At 67.5% G+C, this 16,715-nt stretch carries 15 protein-coding genes; 4 read left to right on the forward strand and 11 right to left on the reverse strand.

Annotated elements, in window-relative coordinates; all coding sequences use genetic code 11:
* Positions 1-24 precede the first annotated feature (24 nt).
* The 5 genes from Mschef_RS10770 to Mschef_RS10790 form a co-directional block, all read right to left on the reverse strand.
* Positions 25-882 carry a peptidoglycan DD-metalloendopeptidase family protein gene (locus Mschef_RS10770; RefSeq protein ID WP_081128278.1) on the reverse strand — a complete coding sequence of 286 codons (858 nt, stop codon included), beginning with the start codon at positions 880-882 and terminating at the stop codon, positions 25-27.
* Between the two features lie 7 nt (positions 883-889).
* The gene (locus tag Mschef_RS10775) at positions 890-1,495 is read right to left on the reverse strand and encodes a YqaA family protein (RefSeq protein WP_081128280.1); all 606 of its coding nucleotides are present in this window, start codon (positions 1,493-1,495) and stop codon (positions 890-892) included.
* Positions 1,495-2,130, reverse strand: a complete 636-nt coding sequence (locus Mschef_RS10780; RefSeq protein ID WP_081129972.1) for a protein-L-isoaspartate(D-aspartate) O-methyltransferase — start codon at positions 2,128-2,130, stop codon at positions 1,495-1,497. Before Mschef_RS10780 ends, Mschef_RS10775 begins: the two co-directional genes overlap by 1 nt.
* Positions 2,131-2,171: 41 nt before the next feature.
* Positions 2,172-2,954: a 5'/3'-nucleotidase SurE gene (surE, locus tag Mschef_RS10785; RefSeq protein WP_081128282.1), complete on the reverse strand. Its 783-nt coding sequence runs from the start codon at positions 2,952-2,954 to the stop codon at positions 2,172-2,174.
* A 452-nt stretch (positions 2,955-3,406) separates the two neighbouring features.
* Positions 3,407-4,504 (reverse strand): IS110 family RNA-guided transposase, encoded by a 1,098-nt coding sequence (locus Mschef_RS10790; RefSeq protein ID WP_081126072.1) that lies wholly within the window; start codon positions 4,502-4,504, stop codon positions 3,407-3,409.
* 84 nt (positions 4,505-4,588) lie between these two features.
* Here Mschef_RS10790 and Mschef_RS10795 point away from each other — a divergent pair, with 84 nt between their 5' ends.
* Positions 4,589-5,140: a Smr/MutS family protein gene (locus Mschef_RS10795; RefSeq protein WP_081128284.1), complete on the forward strand. Its 552-nt coding sequence runs from the start codon at positions 4,589-4,591 to the stop codon at positions 5,138-5,140.
* Positions 5,141-5,242: 102 nt separating this feature from the next.
* Here the strand turns inward: Mschef_RS10795 and ispF are convergent, their stop codons facing one another.
* From ispF to pyrG, 6 genes are all read right to left on the reverse strand, one after another.
* Positions 5,243-5,725 (reverse strand): 2-C-methyl-D-erythritol 2,4-cyclodiphosphate synthase, encoded by a 483-nt coding sequence (ispF, locus tag Mschef_RS10800; protein ID WP_081128286.1) that lies wholly within the window; start codon positions 5,723-5,725, stop codon positions 5,243-5,245.
* A 114-nt stretch (positions 5,726-5,839) separates the two neighbouring features.
* Complete coding sequence (ispD, locus tag Mschef_RS10805) at positions 5,840-6,547, reverse strand: 2-C-methyl-D-erythritol 4-phosphate cytidylyltransferase (RefSeq protein ID WP_276966505.1); 708 nt, start codon at positions 6,545-6,547, stop codon at positions 5,840-5,842.
* Entirely contained in the window at positions 6,534-6,842 is a 309-nt protein-coding gene (gene ftsB, locus Mschef_RS10810) for a cell division protein FtsB (protein ID WP_081128288.1), read from the reverse strand. Before ftsB ends, ispD begins: the two co-directional genes overlap by 14 nt.
* 9 nt (positions 6,843-6,851) lie before the next feature.
* Positions 6,852-8,138 (reverse strand): phosphopyruvate hydratase, encoded by a 1,287-nt coding sequence (gene eno / locus Mschef_RS10815; RefSeq protein WP_081128290.1) that lies wholly within the window; start codon positions 8,136-8,138, stop codon positions 6,852-6,854.
* Positions 8,139-8,165: 27 nt separating this feature from the next.
* On the reverse strand, positions 8,166-8,999 hold the full coding sequence (gene kdsA, locus Mschef_RS10820; protein ID WP_081128292.1) for a 3-deoxy-8-phosphooctulonate synthase: 834 nt from the start codon (positions 8,997-8,999) through the stop codon (positions 8,166-8,168).
* The gene (pyrG, locus tag Mschef_RS10825) at positions 8,996-10,666 is read right to left on the reverse strand and encodes a CTP synthase (RefSeq protein WP_081128294.1); all 1,671 of its coding nucleotides are present in this window, start codon (positions 10,664-10,666) and stop codon (positions 8,996-8,998) included. Before pyrG ends, kdsA begins: the two co-directional genes overlap by 4 nt.
* A gap of 67 nt (positions 10,667-10,733) precedes the next feature.
* Here pyrG and Mschef_RS10830 point away from each other — a divergent pair, with 67 nt between their 5' ends.
* From Mschef_RS10830 to Mschef_RS10840, 3 genes are all read left to right on the forward strand, one after another.
* On the forward strand, positions 10,734-12,527 hold the full coding sequence (locus Mschef_RS10830; protein ID WP_081128297.1) for an aminopeptidase P family protein: 1,794 nt from the start codon (positions 10,734-10,736) through the stop codon (positions 12,525-12,527).
* 52 nt (positions 12,528-12,579) lie between these two features.
* The gene (parE, locus tag Mschef_RS10835) at positions 12,580-14,469 is read left to right on the forward strand and encodes a DNA topoisomerase IV subunit B (protein ID WP_081128299.1); all 1,890 of its coding nucleotides are present in this window, start codon (positions 12,580-12,582) and stop codon (positions 14,467-14,469) included.
* A gap of 382 nt (positions 14,470-14,851) precedes the next feature.
* Positions 14,852-16,600 carry a GAF domain-containing protein gene (locus Mschef_RS10840; protein ID WP_081128301.1) on the forward strand — a complete coding sequence of 583 codons (1,749 nt, stop codon included), beginning with the start codon at positions 14,852-14,854 and terminating at the stop codon, positions 16,598-16,600.
* The last annotated feature ends 115 nt before the right edge of the window (positions 16,601-16,715 follow it).

Genomic DNA, 16,715 nt, shown 5'->3' on the forward strand with positions numbered 1-16,715 from the left:
GCGCACACCGGGGCACCACGACACTCAGCGCCTGGGCAGAAAATCCTGCGGATTGAGCGGCTTGCCGTCCTTGCGGATCTCGAAATGCAACTCGACGCGCGGCGCACCGCTATTGCCCATTTCCGCGATCTCCTGCCCGGCCACGACATTCTGGCCTTCCTTGACCAGGCGCACGCTGTTGTGGCCATAAGCCGACAGATAGCTGTCGCTGTGCTTGATGATGATCAGCTCGCCGTAGCCAACCAGGCCACTGCCGCTGTAAACCACCACGCCGGAGGCCGCCGCATACACTGGCTGACCCATGTGCCCACCGATATCCAGACCCTGGCGGCCCGGCTCGTCGGCCTCGAAACCAGCCAGCACCGGACCATCCACCGGCCAGCGCCAGACGATGCCATCGACGCTGCGTGTCGGCCCGCCGCTGATCACGGCGGTGTTCGCGCTCGCTGGCGCCGGGCTCATCGCGGCCGCGCCGTTCATTGACGTCGGGCTGCTGCTCGCGGTGGCCGCCACGGTGGCAACCGCGGTGGGCGTCGTGACAACCACTGGCGCCGCTGCGACTGGCGGCGGTGCGATGCCCGCCATGCCCGGCGCACGGTGCAAACGCAACTCCTGCCCGGGGTAAATCGTGTACGGCGGCCCGATACTGTTGATGCGCGCCAACTCGCGGTAATCCATCTGGTGACGGAAAGCGATGCTGTACAGCGTGTCGCCAGCGACAACGCGGTAGTAGCCAGGGCGCTCGGCCACGCGCGATGCGGGCGCGCCATAGGGGGCGGCACGGCGCACCGCCACCACGCGCGGCTGGGTGGAACAGGCCGCCAGCAGCAGCGCCACGAGCGCGACGATCAGCAACAGGCGAAAGCGCGGGCACGGGCGCATGCGAACCTCAGTTGAATCCGAACCACCACAAACCCAACAGAACCAGGGAACCCATCGCACCCCAGCCCAGCCATTCGACCCAGCGCGCCAGAAACAGTTCGGCGCGTGGTCCCAACCAGCGCAACATGAAGGCCAGAAGATACACGCGCTTGCCGCGCCCGACAGCCATGCTGGCTAGAAAAGCCAGCAATGGCACGCCGACGATGCCGGCTGCCCAGGTGAACAGCTTCAGCGGCACCGGCGTGAAACCGGCCAGCACCAGCAGCCAGAACGCGGCCCACGGATGCTCGGCCACATCCACGCGCAACTCCGCGACCAGACGTTCGATCGGGGCCATCCAGCCCAGTTGCAGCAGCCAAGGCTGCAAGGCGTCGAAAGCGTAATGGCCCAACGCATAACCGACCAGCGCACCGATCAGGGAAAATGCCAGACTGATGCCGGCATAGCGATAGGCACGCCGCGGCTGCGCCAGACACATCGGCGCCAGCAGCAACTCGGGCGCCACCGGAAACGCGAACGCCTCGACCAGACTCAGGCCGCCAAGATAGCGCTCGGCATGCGGATGCCGCGACCAGCCCAGCACGCGCTGGTACATCGCGCCGAACAGGCGCATCAGCGCGTTCCCGCCAGCAATGGCACAAAGCTGACCGCGCCGAGGTTCTCCTGCTGCAGCGTGCCGGCCGCATCGCGACGGAAACGCAACAGGTGCTGCTGATCAGCCGGTCCGAACGGACCCAGCACCATGCCGCCAGGCGCCAGCTGCGCCAGCAGTTCCGGCGGAACCACTTCGCCGGCGGCAGTGAGGATGATCGCGTCGAACGGCGCCTCGGCCGGCCAGCCCAGCATGCCGTCGTCGTGGCGCGTGCGGATGTTCTCGAACTTCAGCGCGCGAAACCGGCGCCGCGCCTGGCGCAGCAGTTCGTCGATGCGTTCGACGGAGTAGACATTGGGCAGCAGCCGTGCCAGCACCGCCGCCTGATAGCCCGAACCGGTGCCGATCTCGAGCACCTTGGCCGGTGTACCGAATTCGAGCAGCGCCTCGGTCATGCGCGCCACCACCCAAGGCTGCGAGATGGTCTGGCCGAAGCCGATCGGCAGCGCGGTGTTCTCGTAGGCACGCGGCGCCAGCGCCTCGTCGATGAACACATGCCGCGGCAGGGTGCGCATGACCTCGAGCACGCGTGCGTCACGGATGCCTTCCTCGCGCAACAGCGCCACCAGGCGATCGCGCGCACGCTGCGAGGTCATGCCCTGCCCGCCCTGATCGAGCACCGGCGCGTGATAGTGACTCACAACGATCCCGCATGCGGCAGCTCGGCATCCAGACCATCGATCCACGCCGCCACGGTTTCCAGCGCCTGGAAGCGCGTCAGGTCGACCTGGATCGGCGTCACCGACACGCAACCGCGGCGCACCGCATCGAAATCGGTGCCAGGACCATCATCCTCGGCGGCGCCGACCGGGCCGATCCACCATACTGGCTTGCCGCGCGGATCCTCGCTGCGCAGGCACGGCGCGGCGCGATGGCGGCGGCCGAGGCGCGTCACCTCGAAACCAGCCAGCTCGCGCCATGGTCGATCAGGCACGTTGACATTCAGGATGGTATCGGCCGGCAGCGGCTGCGCCACCAGGCGCCGCACCAGACGCAGCACCGCCTCCGCCGCGGTGGCGTAATGCTCGCCGACATGATCGACGCTGACCAGCGATACGGCGATCGCCGGCAAGCCCAGAAAGCGTCCTTCCATCGCCGCCGACACCGTGCCGGAATAAATCACGTCGTCGCCCAGATTACCGGCGTTGTTGATGCCGGACACGACGATGTCGGGATCGTCATCGAGCAGTCCGGACAGCGCCAGATGCACGCAATCGGTGGGCGTGCCGGCGACGCGGAAGCGGCCGTCCTCCATGCGCAGCGCGCGAATCGGCTGATCCAGCGTCAGCGAATTGCTGGCGCCCGAGCGATCGCGATCCGGCGCGACCACACTGACGCGCCCCAGCGCGGCCAGATGCTTGGCCAGCACATGAATGCCAGGAGCATCCACGCCATCGTCGTTGCTGATCAGCACGTGCATGAGAATCCCGAATCACCGCACGCGACACGCGGCGGTTGCAGCGCGCGATTCTATCAGCCGCGGGTGTCGCCACGAGACCTGCACGGCGGCGCTGCTAACCTGCCCATAAGAGACTTCCCGTCAACGCCGCGCGCTTGAGGTTCTTGCCTTGAGCTTTCGGGCCATGGCTGGTCATCGTGTTGTCCTCTTTGCTGCGTCGTGCGTGTCAGTGCTGCGTGGTGATGCAACGAATGTCAGACTGCATTTCCATAAACGGTCTTGTTGCGCCGCTGATGCTGGCGCGGACCAGGGTATAAACCGCACCCGGAGACCTCGTTCGTCTTTCGGTATCGTCGGTGTTCGGGGATCAGCCGAAACACGGGGTGACGTCCGGCAGGTTAGTCAGGTTCTCTCCGGGTCGGTCTGACCGTTGTCGACCACTTCGCGCTGACGTGAAAGGATGTGCGTTCGTGTCATGCCATGCCGGCGATCCTCACCGCGCGCTTGCCGGCCGGGCGCTGCACCATCGGGTGCTTCAGCCACGCCTCGGCGTCGTAGGCTTCCTCGCGCGCCAGCATCGCCCACAGTTGCCGCGCGTGTTTGTTCGCAATCGCCACCAGCAGCTTGCCGAACGGCATCCGACACGCCAGTTGGCGGATCCAGATCTGCTCGGGCGTGGCCCGATCCTGTGCAGTCACCTTGGCGCGCTGCAGGCTGCTGCGCGCGCCCTGGATCAGCAGCGTGCGCAGGTAGGCATCGCCGCGGCAACTGATCGTGCCCAGGCGGGTGTGCCCGCCGCTGGAGTGCTGGGTCGGCACCAGGCCGAGCCATGCGGCCAGTTGCCGGCCGTTCTTGAACTCCTTGGCCGAGCCGACGCTCGCCACCATCGCATCGGCGGTGAGCGGGCCAATGCCGATCAGCGCGCGCAGCCGCACGCAGCGCTCATCCGCCTTGGCGTGCGCTTCGATGCGCGCATCGCACGCGGCGATGCGGTCGCGCACCTGCGCCCAGTGCGCGCTGAGATCGCGCAGCAGTTCCTTCAGCTCCGCAGGCAACGATGCCGCTGCGTCGAGATCCGCCAAGGCGATGCGCAACGCCCGGTCACCCTGCGCCATCACGATGCCAAACTCGGCCAGCAGACCGCGCAGGCGGTTGCTGATCTCCAGCCCTTCGGTCTTGTAGCCCTCGCGCACGCGATGCCATGCCAGCCGCGCCTGCTGCTCGACCGACTTGACCGGCACAAAGCGCATGTTGCCCTGGCGTGCCGCCGTGGCAATCGCCTCGGCGTCGTTGCGGTCGTTCTTCAGTGTGCGGCTCTTGCGGAACGGCGTCACGAACTGCGCCGCCATCAAGCGCGGCTGCAGACCGACCTCCAAACAGCGCCGCGCCCAATGGTGCGCGCCACTGCATGCCTCCATCGCCACCACGGTGCCGGCCGGCACCTGCGCCAGCCACAGCGCAAACGCTTCACGCCCGAGATCCTGCCGCCGCTGCACGTGTCCGGCGCCATCCACCGCACATACGGAAAACAGGTTCTTCGCCAAATCCACGCCCATGGTTATAGTGCTCATCGAGACTTCCCCTTCTGCTGACGGTTGTAAAAACCATCATGGCCCTCGAGGCCGTTGGAAGCGGGAAGTCTCTTTTTACTCGACATGAGCAAGCGCAGTCACGTCGATACCGAGCCAGAAGATGCCGCGCAGTTGTTCCGCGCCGCGGTCGGGCCGCTGCGCCGCCTGCCGGCGCAGGAACCGCCGCCGCGCCGCGCGCCGCCGGCGCCGCGCGCGCACATGCCCGCCGCCGACGATGCCGCGGTGCTGGATGAACTGCTGCACGGCCACTTCGATGCCACCGCGATCGAGCTCGGCGATGAACTGCTGTATCTCAGGGACGGCCATTCGCCGCGCCTGCTCAAGCGCCTGCGTCGCGGCGAGTACAGCGTGCAGGACGAGATCGACCTGCATCATCTGCGCGCTGTCGCAGCCACCGAACTGCTGGCCGCGTTCCTGGCCGACAGCCAGCGCGCCGGCTACCGCTGCATCAAGATCATCCACGGCAAAGGCTTGCGCTCGGGGCAGCGTGGTCCGGTGCTGAAGGCGCTCACGGCGCACCTGTTGCGCCGGCGCGCGGACGTGATCGCCTTTGCCTCGGCGCGCGCCAACCAGGGTGGCAGCGGCGCCACGCTCGTGCTGTTGGCGGTGCGCTGAAGGTCCTGTCTTCGCCAACCGCAGTCTGCGCTGCGGCGCAGGCACAGATCGGCAGGCTGCAACTCAATTCCGGCACCCAGGCGTCGTGCCGGCGCCGGAACATCATGCCGTCACCAGCAGCACCACGGCCTGCGCGGCGATGCCTTCGCCGCGCCCGGTGAACCCCAGGCGCTCGCTGGTGGTGGCCTTGATGCTGATCCGCTCCATCTCGCAGCCGAGGTCGGCGGCCAACAGCACGCGCATGGCCGCGGCATGCGGCGCCACCCGGGGCTGCTCGCACACCACGGTCACGTCGGCATTGCCCAGCGCGCAGCCGGCTTTGCGCATCATCGCGGCCACGGCACGCAGAAACTCGCGGCTGTCGGCATCGCGCCAACGCGCCTCCGACGGCGGAAAGTGCTTGCCGATATCGCCCAGTGCCAGCGCGCCCAGCAGCGCATCGCACAGCGCATGGATCACCACGTCGCCATCCGAATGCGCGATCACACCCCGGGTATGCGCGATGCGTACGCCGCCCAACATCACGTGATCGCCCACGCCAAAGGCATGCACATCCAGACCCTGACCAATGCGGATACCCGCCATGCGCTGGTTCCTTGTCGCAGAACAGAGCCCGGCCAAGGGCGCGCCGGGGGATATAGCTTAGTGCCAGCGCAACCATTGTCGAACGAGCGCGCGGAGTATCCGCGACGCTCGGACTCAGTCGTTGTGCGCCAGCCAGAACTCGGCGTAGGTCAGGTCGGCGGGTGTGGTGATCTTGAGGTTGTCCGCGCTGCCTTCGACCAGGCGCGGATGCAGGCCGATGCGCTCCAATGCCATGGCCTCGTCGGTGGCCGCGACACCGGCTTGCAAGGCATCGGCCAGCGCACGCTGCAAATCGCCGCGCCGCGCCATCTGCGGCGTCAACGCGCGCCACAGGCCAGCGCGCGGCTCCGTGGCCGCGATGCAACCGGCGGCATCGGCACGCTTGAGCGTGTCGCGCACCGGCGCGGCGAGAATCGCGCCGTCAGGGTGCGTCCAGCCGGCCCGTATCAAGCATTCGAGGTCATCGGCGCGCAGCAGCGGACGCGCGGCGTCATGCACCAGCACGCACTCTTGCGCAACCACCGTATCCGGCAAGGCGCGCAATCCGGCCAGCACCGAATCGGCGCGTTCGGCGCCACCGGTCGCGGTCAACACCGGCTTGTCCGCGAGCTGCGTGATGCCGGGCCAGCGCGCGTCATCCGCTGCCAGCACCACCAATAGACCGGCGATGCGCGGATGCCGGGCCAGGCGCTGCAGCGTGTGCAGCAACAGTGGCTGCCCCGCCAAATCGAGGTACTGTTTCGGCAGCGCCGCGCCCATGCGCGTGCCGCGCCCGGCAGCGGGGATCACGCACCAGCAGCGCGCGAGGTCACTGTCCGGCACTGCTGGCACCGGCGGGGTTACTCTGCGGCACGACCTGGTAGAACACCTCGCCCGGCTTGATCAGGCCCAGTTCGGAACGCGCGTGCGCTTCGATGGCATGGGTGCCGTTCTTGAGGTCGGCTACCTCGGCCTCGAGTAGCGCGTTGCGTTTCTGCAAACGTTCGTTGTCGGCGGCCTGTGCCTGCACTTGCGCGCGCAGCGCGCGCACTTCCTGCATGCTGCCTGGCCCCCACCACAGCCGTGACTGCAGAAAGATCAGCAGCACCAGCAGAATCAGCGAGAGCCAGCGCCACATGGGGATCGATCAGACGCGCAGACGCGGAAACGCAGCCAGACCGCGGAAGCGCGCGGCGCCATCCAGCGCCTGCTCGATGCGCAGCAACTGGTTGTATTTGGCGACGCGATCACTGCGGCACAACGAGCCGGTCTTGATCTGGGTGGCGGTTCCTGACACCGCCAGATCGGCGATGAAGGTGTCCTCGGTCTCGCCGGAACGGTGCGAGATGACCTGCGCGTAGCCGGCCTGCTCGGCGATGCGCATGGTTTCCAGCGTTTCGCTGAGCGTGCCGATCTGGTTGAGCTTGATCAGGATGGCGTTGGCGATGCCGTTGGCGATGCCGGCCCTGAAGATCGCCGGATTGGTGACGAAATTGTCGTCGCCGACGATCTGCAGGCGTCGGCCCAGCCGCTGGGTGATCAGCTTCCAGCCGGCGTCGTCGCCTTCGGCCATCGGATCCTCGATCGAGATGATCGGATAGCGATCCACCCACAGCTCGTACAGCTCGATCAGGTGCTCGGGCTTGAGCCGGCGGCCCTCGCCGGCCAGGTTGTACATGCCGTCCTCGAAAAACTCGGACGAAGCCGGGTCGAGCGCGAGAAAAATATCCTTGCCGGGCCGATAACCCGCCACGGTGATGGCCTCGAGGATGGTTTCGATGGCCTCCTCGTGCGAACCCAGATCAGGGGCGAAACCGCCCTCATCACCCACCGCCGTGGACAATCCGCGCTGCTTGAGCACGGCCTTCAATGCGTGGAAGGTTTCCGATGCCGCGCGCAAGGCCTCGCTGAAACTGGGCAGGCCTGCCGGCACGATCATGAACTCCTGCATGTCGAGGTTGTTGCTGGCGTGCACGCCACCGTTGATCACGTTCATCTGCGGCACCGGCAAATGCACGTCGCGACCCTGCGCCAGGTATTGCCACAGCGCGACGCCTCGCGCCGCCGCCGCGGCGCGCGCCGCCGCCAGCGACACGCCAAGGATGGCATTGGCGCCGAGGCGACCTTTGTTGGGCGTGCCGTCCAGCTCGCACAAACGGCGGTCGAGGCCGCTCTGGTCAGCCACGTCGAAACCCTTCAGCGCCTGCGCGATCTCGCCATTGACGTGACCCACCGCCTGCAACACGCCCTTGCCGCCGAAGCGCGACGTGTCGCCATCGCGCAACTCCACCGCCTCGCGCGAGCCGGTGGAGGCGCCGCTGGGCACCGCCGCACGCCCCACCTGGCCGCTCTCGAGCGTGATTTCGGCCTCGAGCGTCGGGTTGCCGCGTGAATCGAGAATTTCGCGTGCCTGGATGCTGCGGATGCGGGTCATGGCGGTCTCTGCGATGGAATGGAGTCGTTACAGCGTGTGCTCGATGAAGCCGGCACGCTTGACCGTGCGATCGAGTTCGACCAGCACCTCGAGCAGCGCGGCCATCTTGTGCAGTGGCCAGGCGTTGGGACCGTCGCTGAGCGCATGCGCCGGATCGGGATGCGTCTCGGCGAACAGCCCGGCGACGCCAGCCGCCACGGCCGCGCGCGCCAGCACCGGCACGAACTCGCGCTGCCCGCCGGACTGCGCGCCCTGTCCGCCCGGCAGCTGTACCGAGTGCGTGGCGTCGAACACCACGGGGCAACCGGTGGCGCGCATCACGCTCAAGCCACGCATGTCCGACACCAGATTGTTGTAGCCGAAGCTGGCGCCGCGCTCGCACACCATGATCTGCGCGTTGCCGGTGGCGCGGGCCTTGTCGACCACGTGCTGCATGTCCCAGGGCGCGAGGAACTGGCCTTTCTTGACGTTCACCGGCCTGCCGGCGCGCGCCACGTTCTGGATGAAATCGGTCTGCCGGCACAGGAACGCCGGGGTCTGCAGCACATCGACCACGCTGGCCACCTCGGCCAGCGGCGTGTATTCGTGCACGTCGGTCAGCACCGGCACGCCGATCTGGCGTTTGACCTCGGCCAGCACGCGCAGCCCGTCCTCCAGGCCCGGACCGCGATGGCCGCTCACCGAGGTGCGGTTGGCCTTGTCGAAGCTGGACTTGTAAATGAACGGCACGCCCAGGCGCGCGGTGATCTCCTTGAGTTGGCCGGCCGTGTCCAGCGCCAGCTGCTGGCTCTCGATCACGCACGGCCCGGCGATCAGGAACAGCGGGTGCTCCAGCCCGGCATCGAATCCACACAGCTTCATGCCACGTGCTCCGCAGCCAGGCGTGGCGCCTCACGCAGCAGCTTGTGCTCGCGCGCGGCGCGCACGAAACCGATGAACAGCGGATGCCCGTCGCGCGGCGTGGAGGTGAACTCTGGGTGGAACTGGCAACCGAGAAACCACGGATGCTGCTGTGGCGGCAGCTCGATGATCTCGACCAGCAGCCCGTCCATGCTCTTGCCGGCCATCACCAGACCGAGATCGGCGAACTGCTGCTGGTAGGTGTTGTTGAACTCGTAGCGGTGCCGGTGACGCTCGCGGATCACGTCCTGCGCATACATCTCGCGCACCAGCGTGCCCGGTGCCAGTCGGCATTCCTGCGCGCCCAGGCGCATGGTGCCACCGAGGTTCGAGTCCTCGCTGCGGCGCTCGACGCTGCCGCTGGCCGTGGTCCACTCGGTGATCAGCGCGATCACCGGGTGTGGCGTGCGCGTGTCGTTCTCGCTGGAGTCGGCGCCTGCGAGACCGGCCACGTTACGCGCGAACTCGACCACCGCCGCGTGCATGCCATAACAGATGCCGAAATACGGAACACCATGCTCGCGCGCATAGCGCGCCGCCAGCACCTTGCCCTCGAAACCACGCTTGCCGAAACCGCCTGGCACCAGGATCGCATCAACGTTGCCCAGCAGCGCCGCGGCGCCCTCGGCCTCGACGCGCTCGGAATCGATCCAGTGCAGGTTGACGCGCGTGGCCTGGCGGATGCCGCCGTGGCGCAAGGCCTCGCCCAGCGACTTGTAGGCGTCCTTGTGCTCGACGTACTTGCCGACGATGGCGACATCGACGCTGTCGCGCGGGTGGCGCACCGCGGCCACGGTGGCTTCCCATTCCGCCAGATTGGCCGGACGCGCCTGCAGGTGCAGTTGCTCGACGACGATCTCGTCGAGGCCCTGCTGCTGCAGCCACAGTGGCAGCTCGTAGATCACTTCCACATCCACCGCGCTGATCACCGCGCGCTCGGGCACGTTGGTGAACAGCGCGATCTTGCGCCGCTCGCCCTCGGGCAACGGCTGCTCCGAGCGGCACAGCAACACGTCGGCCTGGATGCCGATCGAGCGCAGTTCCTTCACCGAGTGCTGGGTGGGCTTGGTCTTGATCTCGCCGGCGGCCTTGATGTAAGGCACCAGGGTCAGGTGCATGAACAGACAGTGCGTCGGGCCGCGCTCGACGCGCAACTGGCGGATGGCCTCGAGAAACGGCAGCGACTCGATATCGCCCACGGTGCCGCCGATCTCCACCAGCGCCACGTCGAAGCCGCGCGTGGCCTCGTCGATCACGCGCTTGATCTCGTCGGTGATGTGCGGGATCACCTGCACCGTGGCACCGAGATAATCGCCGCGGCGCTCCTTGCGGATGACGGCTTCGTAGATCTTGCCGGTGGTCACCGAGTTCTTGCCGCCGAGGCGTGTGCGCACGAAACGCTCATAGTGGCCGAGGTCCAGATCGGTCTCCGCGCCATCATCGGTGACATACACCTCGCCATGCTGGAACGGGCTCATCGTGCCCGGATCGACGTTGATGTAGGGGTCGAGTTTCATCAGCGTGACGCTGAGCCCGCGCGCCTCGAGGATGGCCGCCAAGGACGCCGCGGCGATGCCCTTGCCAAGCGAGGAAACCACGCCGCCGGTGACGAAAATCAGAGGAGTCATGGATGCGACTGCGCCGGGAAAGCCATACTTTACCGGCTCGCCTCCTTTCCCGCGAGCGGAGATCGTCATGACCCATCACTCCGGTCTGTGCCCCCTGCGCAGCCACATGAAGGCGCGCGGCGTCGCCGCCTGCATCGTGCCCACGGCCGATCCGCACATGTCCGAATACCTGCCGGCGCGCTGGCAATCGCGCGCGTGGCTCTCCGGCTTCACTGGCTCGGCTGGCACCCTGATCGTCACCAGCGACCACGCCGGACTGTGGACCGACAGCCGCTATTTCGAGCAGGCCGAACGCGAGCTGGCCAGCAGCGGCATCGTCTTGATGAAGCAGCGCGTGGCTTACGCACCCGAGCATCTGGCGTGGCTGGCCGCGCGCCTGAACGCGGGCGCCAGGGTAGCGATCGCGCCGGACATGCTCAGCCTCGCCGGCGCGCGCCAGTTGCGCGCGACCCTCGATCCCGCCGGTATCGAGCTGCTGCTGGAGGATTTGCCGGGCGCGATCTGGAGCACGCGCCCGGCGCTGCCAACGGCACCAGTCCGCGCGCACGATCCCGCCTTTGCCTGCGCCACGCGCGCCGCGCGTCTGGCCAGCACGCGCGCGCAGATGCAGCAGGCCGGCGCCACGCAGCACCTGCTCAGCAGCCTCGATGACATCGCCTGGCTCACCCTGCTGCGCGGCAGCGATGTCGAATACAACCCGGTATTCCTCGCGCACCTGCTGCTCGACACCGAGCGCGCCACGCTGTTCGTGCCGCCGGGCAAGATCGACGCGGCACTGGCGGCCGCCTTGCAGGCCGACGGCATCGCGCTGGCCGATTACGCCGGCATCGGCGCCGCGCTGGCCGCGTTGCCGCAAGATGCGACACTGCTGCTCGATCCCGCACGCGTCGCCGTGGCCACCCTGGCGACGCTGCCCACGGGTGTGCGCTGCATCGAGGCCGGCAACCCCAGCACCGCGGCCAAGGCACGCAAGAGCACCGGCGAGCTGGTGCACTGGCGCGAAGTGATGGCGCGCGACGGCGCCGCGCTGGTGCGCGCGTTCCGCCAGATCGACACGCGCGTGCGCGCCGGCGAAACGCTGAGCGAGCTGGACGTGGACGCGATCGTCTGCGCCGAGCGCGCGCGCGAAACGGATTTCATCGCGCCCAGCTTCGCCACCATCGCCGGTTACGCCGCGAACGGCGCGCTGCCGCACTACCGCGCCACGCCTGCGCACCATGCCCGGCTCCAGGCACGCGGCCTGCTGCTGGTGGATTCCGGCGGGCAGTATCTTGGCGGCACTACCGACATCACCCGCGTGTGGGCGCTGGGCGAGACCACGGCCGAGGAACGCGCGGATTTCACCCACGTGCTGGCCGGCATGATCGCGCTCAGCCGCGCGCGTTTTCCGGCCGGCGCCAGCGGGCCGCAGCTCGATGCGCTGGCGCGCGCGCCGCTGTGGGCCGCCGCCGCCGATTATGGCCACGGCACCGGCCACGGCGTGGGCTACTTCCTCAACGTGCACGAAGGCCCGCAGGGCATCCGCCCACCCGTACCTGGCGGCGCGCTGGTGGCGCTGGAGCCGGGCATGGTCACCTCGATCGAGCCCGGCCTGTATCGCCCGGGGCGCCACGGCGTGCGCCACGAAAATCTCGCGGCTACACGCGAGGCCGCGCAATCCGAGTTCGGCACGTTTCTCGAATTCGAGACGCTGACGCTGTGCCCCTTCGACACGCGCCCGCTCGAACCCGCACTGCTCGATGCCGCCGCGCGCGAGTGGCTGGATGCCTACCATGCGCAGGTTTGGACGCGGCTCGCGCCGCGCCTGTCCGGCGCCGATCGCGACTGGCTCGAAGCCCGCTGCGCGCCGTTGGCCGCTTGACCACGGCGCGCGATCTCTCCACCCTGCCGCGTCCCTTGTGCAACGAGACCCCATGAGCAGCCGCTACAACGCCGCCGATATCGAAGTGCTCACCGGCCTGGAGCCGGTGCAGCGCCGCCCGGGCATGTATACCGACACCACGCGTCCCAATCACCTGGCGCAAGAAGTCATCGACAACGCGGTGGATGAAGCCCTTGCCGGCCACGCCAGCCAGGTGGATGTGATCGTGCACGACGACGGCTCGGTCGAGGTCAGCGACGATGGCCGCGGCATGCCGGTGGACATCCACCCCGAGGAAGGCATCTCCGGCGTCGAGCTGATCATGACGCGCCTGCACGCCGGCGGAAAATTCTCCGATCGCAACTACGCTTTTGCCGGCGGCCTGCACGGCGTGGGCGTGTCGGTGGTCAATGCGTTGTCCAGCCGCGTCGAAGTCAACATCCGCCGCGACGGCAGCGAATACCGCATGTGTTTTGCGCATGGCGCGCCGCTGGGCAAGCTGGAAATCGTCGGCCCCGCGCCGAAAAAGCGCAGCGGCACCACGCTGCGCTTCTGGCCCGAATCCAAGTATTTCGATACGCCCAAATTCGCCCTGCCCAAGCTGCGCCATCTGCTGCGCGCCAAGGCGGTGCTGTGCGCCGGATTGAGCGTGAGCCTGCTCGATGCCGCCAGCGGCGAGCGCGAGCAGTGGCGCTACGCGGATGGACTCAACGACTACCTGCGCGGCGCGCTGGCCGGGCTCGAGCATCTGCCGCCGGAACTGTTCCAGCAGCAGATCAAGCGCAGCGACAGCCAGCTCGATGTGGCCCTGGCCTGGCTGCCCGAGGGCGAGCTAGTGCAGGAGAGCTACGTCAACCTGATCCCGACCACGCAGGGCGGCACCCACGTCAACGGCCTGCGCAGTGGCCTGACCAGCGCGCTGCGCGAATTCTGCGAGCTGCGCAACCTGCTGCCGCGCGGTTTGAAACTGGCGCCCGAGGACATCTGGGAGCGCGTGACCTACGTGCTGTCGCTGCGCATGAAAGATCCGCAGTTCGCCGGCCAGACCAAGGAGCGCCTGTCCTCGCGCGATGCCGCGGGGCTGGTGGAAGGCGCGCTGCACGATGCCTTCAGCCTGTGGCTGAACCAGCACGTCGAGCTCGGCGAGGCCATCGCGCAGCTCGCCATCGAACGCGCCAACGCGCGCCTGAAGGCCAGCAAGCAGGTGCTGCGCAAACGCATCACGCAAGGCCCGGCACTGCCCGGCAAGCTGGCCGATTGCCAGAGCCAGGACCTGGCGCGCACCGAGCTGTTCCTGGTCGAGGGCGATTCCGCCGGCGGTTCGGCCAAGCAGGCGCGCGACCGCGAGTTTCAGGCGATCCTGCCGCTGCGCGGCAAGATCCTCAACACCTGGGAAGTCGAATCCGGCGCGGTGCTGGCCAGTCAGGAAGTGCACGATCTGGCCGTGGCCATCGGCTGCGATCCCGGCGTGGATTCGATCGAAAGCCTGCGCTACGGCAAGATCATCGTGCTCGCCGACGCCGACTCCGACGGCCTGCACATCGCCACGCTGCTGAGCGCGCTGTTCGTGCGGCATTTCCCGATGCTGGTGCAGGGCGGCCACGTGTTCGTGGCCATGCCGCCGCTGTTCCGCGTCGATGTCGGCAAGCAGATGTTCTATTGCCTGGACGAGGACGAAAAGCGCGCGCTGCTGGAGCGCATCGAGCGCGAGAAAATGCGCGGCGCGGTCAGCGTGACGCGCTTCAAGGGTTTGGGCGAGATGAATCCCGGGCAGTTGCGCGAGTCCACCATCCACCCCGACACGCGCCGTCTGGTGCAGCTTACCGTCGAGGACGCCGCCGCCACCGCCAGCCTGATGGACCTGCTGCTGGCCAAGAAGCGCTCCGGCGAGCGCAAGACCTGGCTGGAGCGCAAGGGCGACCTCGCCTCGCTGGAGGTTTGAACAAAGCCGAGACTCGGGACAAGGCGTTGCGCACGCCGTGCCGTCCCCGACTTTTCCGCATGCGCGTCACGCCGTCCTGGTCATCCCCGCGCGTAACTCAGGAATTCCTCGTCATCCCCAGTGCGCGTCACGTATCCCGCGTCATCCGCAGCGCGCGTCACGTATCCCTCGTCATCCCCGGGCGCGCGCAGCGCGAGCCGGGGATCCAGTGGCGTTGCCCTGCGCGGCGCTGGATGCCCGCAGGCGCGGGCATGACGCTGCGCGGAGTTTTCCACTTCCATCATCCCGAGCGCAGCGAAGGATCTCGGCGCCGGGGCGGCGTCATGACCCGGCTTGGGTGTATTTTGCGTGTGCTTCGATATCGCGCTGACAGGGGCTGGCCATGCATCGTCGCTACGGGCTTTTGAGTCTGCTCACGGTCGCCATCATTCTCGCCGGTGCATATACCAGTTTCATGGCATTCAGGCCTGCGGGTTTGCCGTTTGATGTCAGCATCGAGAATGCGCATACCGCCGTGGTCGAACCGGTTGCGAACATTCCGCTGCCGCCGGCGCTGCGGGCCGGTGACCGGCTTGATCTGGCAGCGTTATCGCGCTCGGCGCGCATCGCGGTCAGCATCATGCACCTCAGCAATTACAGCTTCCCCTTGGGACAGTCCTATGAATTTGTGATCCATAGGCAAGCTGTCCCCGTCACGGTATCCGTCACCACGGTGGATCTCGGCACAATCAACAACGCGTGGTGGTTTGAGTGGACAACACTCAGTTTTTCCTTGTTGCTCGGCGTGATCGCCCTGCTCGTATTGTGGCGCGGCCGCGACCGGGCCGCCGCGGGCATGGCTCTGTGGGCCATCGCTTTCTTGGTCGGTCTTGCGTTGCAGCATGCCCAACTGAGTGGACTGTTGGGACTCAGCGCTTGGCTGGGGGCCAATGTCCTTTATTTAATCGCGCGTTGCGGTTTTTACATCATGATCGAATCCATGTTGGGTCCGGCGCTCACACCGCGGGCACACTGGCTGTGGCGCGGCGGCTTTCTGCTGCTGCTCGCTGCGGGGGCGGTCACGCGCCTAGGCGGACCCGGCCTCTTCGTCGCCACCGGCTGGGCGGAACTGTTGCGGCCTCAATATGGCATGGTCTTCAGTGCGAGTTACCTCGTCCCGCTGGCCCTGCTGATCATGAGCTATGGCTACGCGGATGGCACAAGGCGGCTGCGTCTGCGCTGGGCGCTGTGGAGCGGCGTGATATTTGTGGTCAACATATTTTTGAACAATACGGCCGTACTGGGATCCCAGGTTTCTTCCGTTGTGACGAACTCCGCGCTGGTGCTCTCATTGAGCGGCTTCCTGTACGCCGTGCTGCGCCACCGCGTGGTGGATGTCGCCTTCGTCCTCAACCGCGGCCTGGTGTACGCGGCCACCACCAGCCTGGTGCTGGGCCTGTTCGCCCTGTTCGAGAGCCTGATCGAGCGCAGTGCGCTGGGCCACGGTGCCAGCCTGGCGCTGGAGTTCGCCGTGCCGCTGGCGCTGGGCGCCGCGCTGAGCACCGTGCACCGGCGCATCGATGCCGTGGTCGAGCGCTTTTTCTTCCGTCGCCAGTACCGCGCCGAGGCCGCGCTGCGCCGCTACGCCGAGGACTGCGCCTACATCACCCAGCCCGAGAACCTGTTCGAGCTGACCGTCGCGCAGATCGTCCGCCATGCCGGCGCACCGCGGGTGGCGTTGTACGAGCGCACGGCGGACGCGTACGTGTGCATTCGCCAGCACGGCGAGCCGGCCTTGCCGGCGCAGGTCGCCCTGGACGATCTCGCCTTCGTCAAGCTGCGCGCGCGCAACGCCGAGCTCGATCTGGATGACACCCAGAGCCAGCTCGGCCGGGACGGCTACGCCTTTCCGCTGATGCTGCGCGGCAGCCTGCTCGGCGCCCTCGTGGTGGGCCAGCGACCCGGCGAGCACTACGCCGCCGACGAGCGCGAACTGCTGTTCCATGTCGCGCACGAAGTCGGCGCCGCGCTGTTCGCGCTGCGCGCGCGCGAAAGCCAGGCCTTCGTGCGCGCGCTGGCGCAGGGCACCCTCAAACCCGAGGAGGCGCGTGCGCAGGCGATCCAGCTCGAAACGACGTGGGTGATGGCATGAGCCGAAGGCGAGAGCACGCCTGACGCGGTCAGCAAGCTGCTGCGCCGGGGTTCTTCAGCCTGCGGCTTTCAGCTTCAGGATGACAGCATCGCAGCCCCACATTCCCCCCGACTTG

Origin of the sequence: Metallibacterium scheffleri, assembly GCF_002077135.1 — a bacterium.
Classification (GTDB): Bacteria; Pseudomonadota; Gammaproteobacteria; order Xanthomonadales; family Rhodanobacteraceae; genus Metallibacterium; species Metallibacterium scheffleri.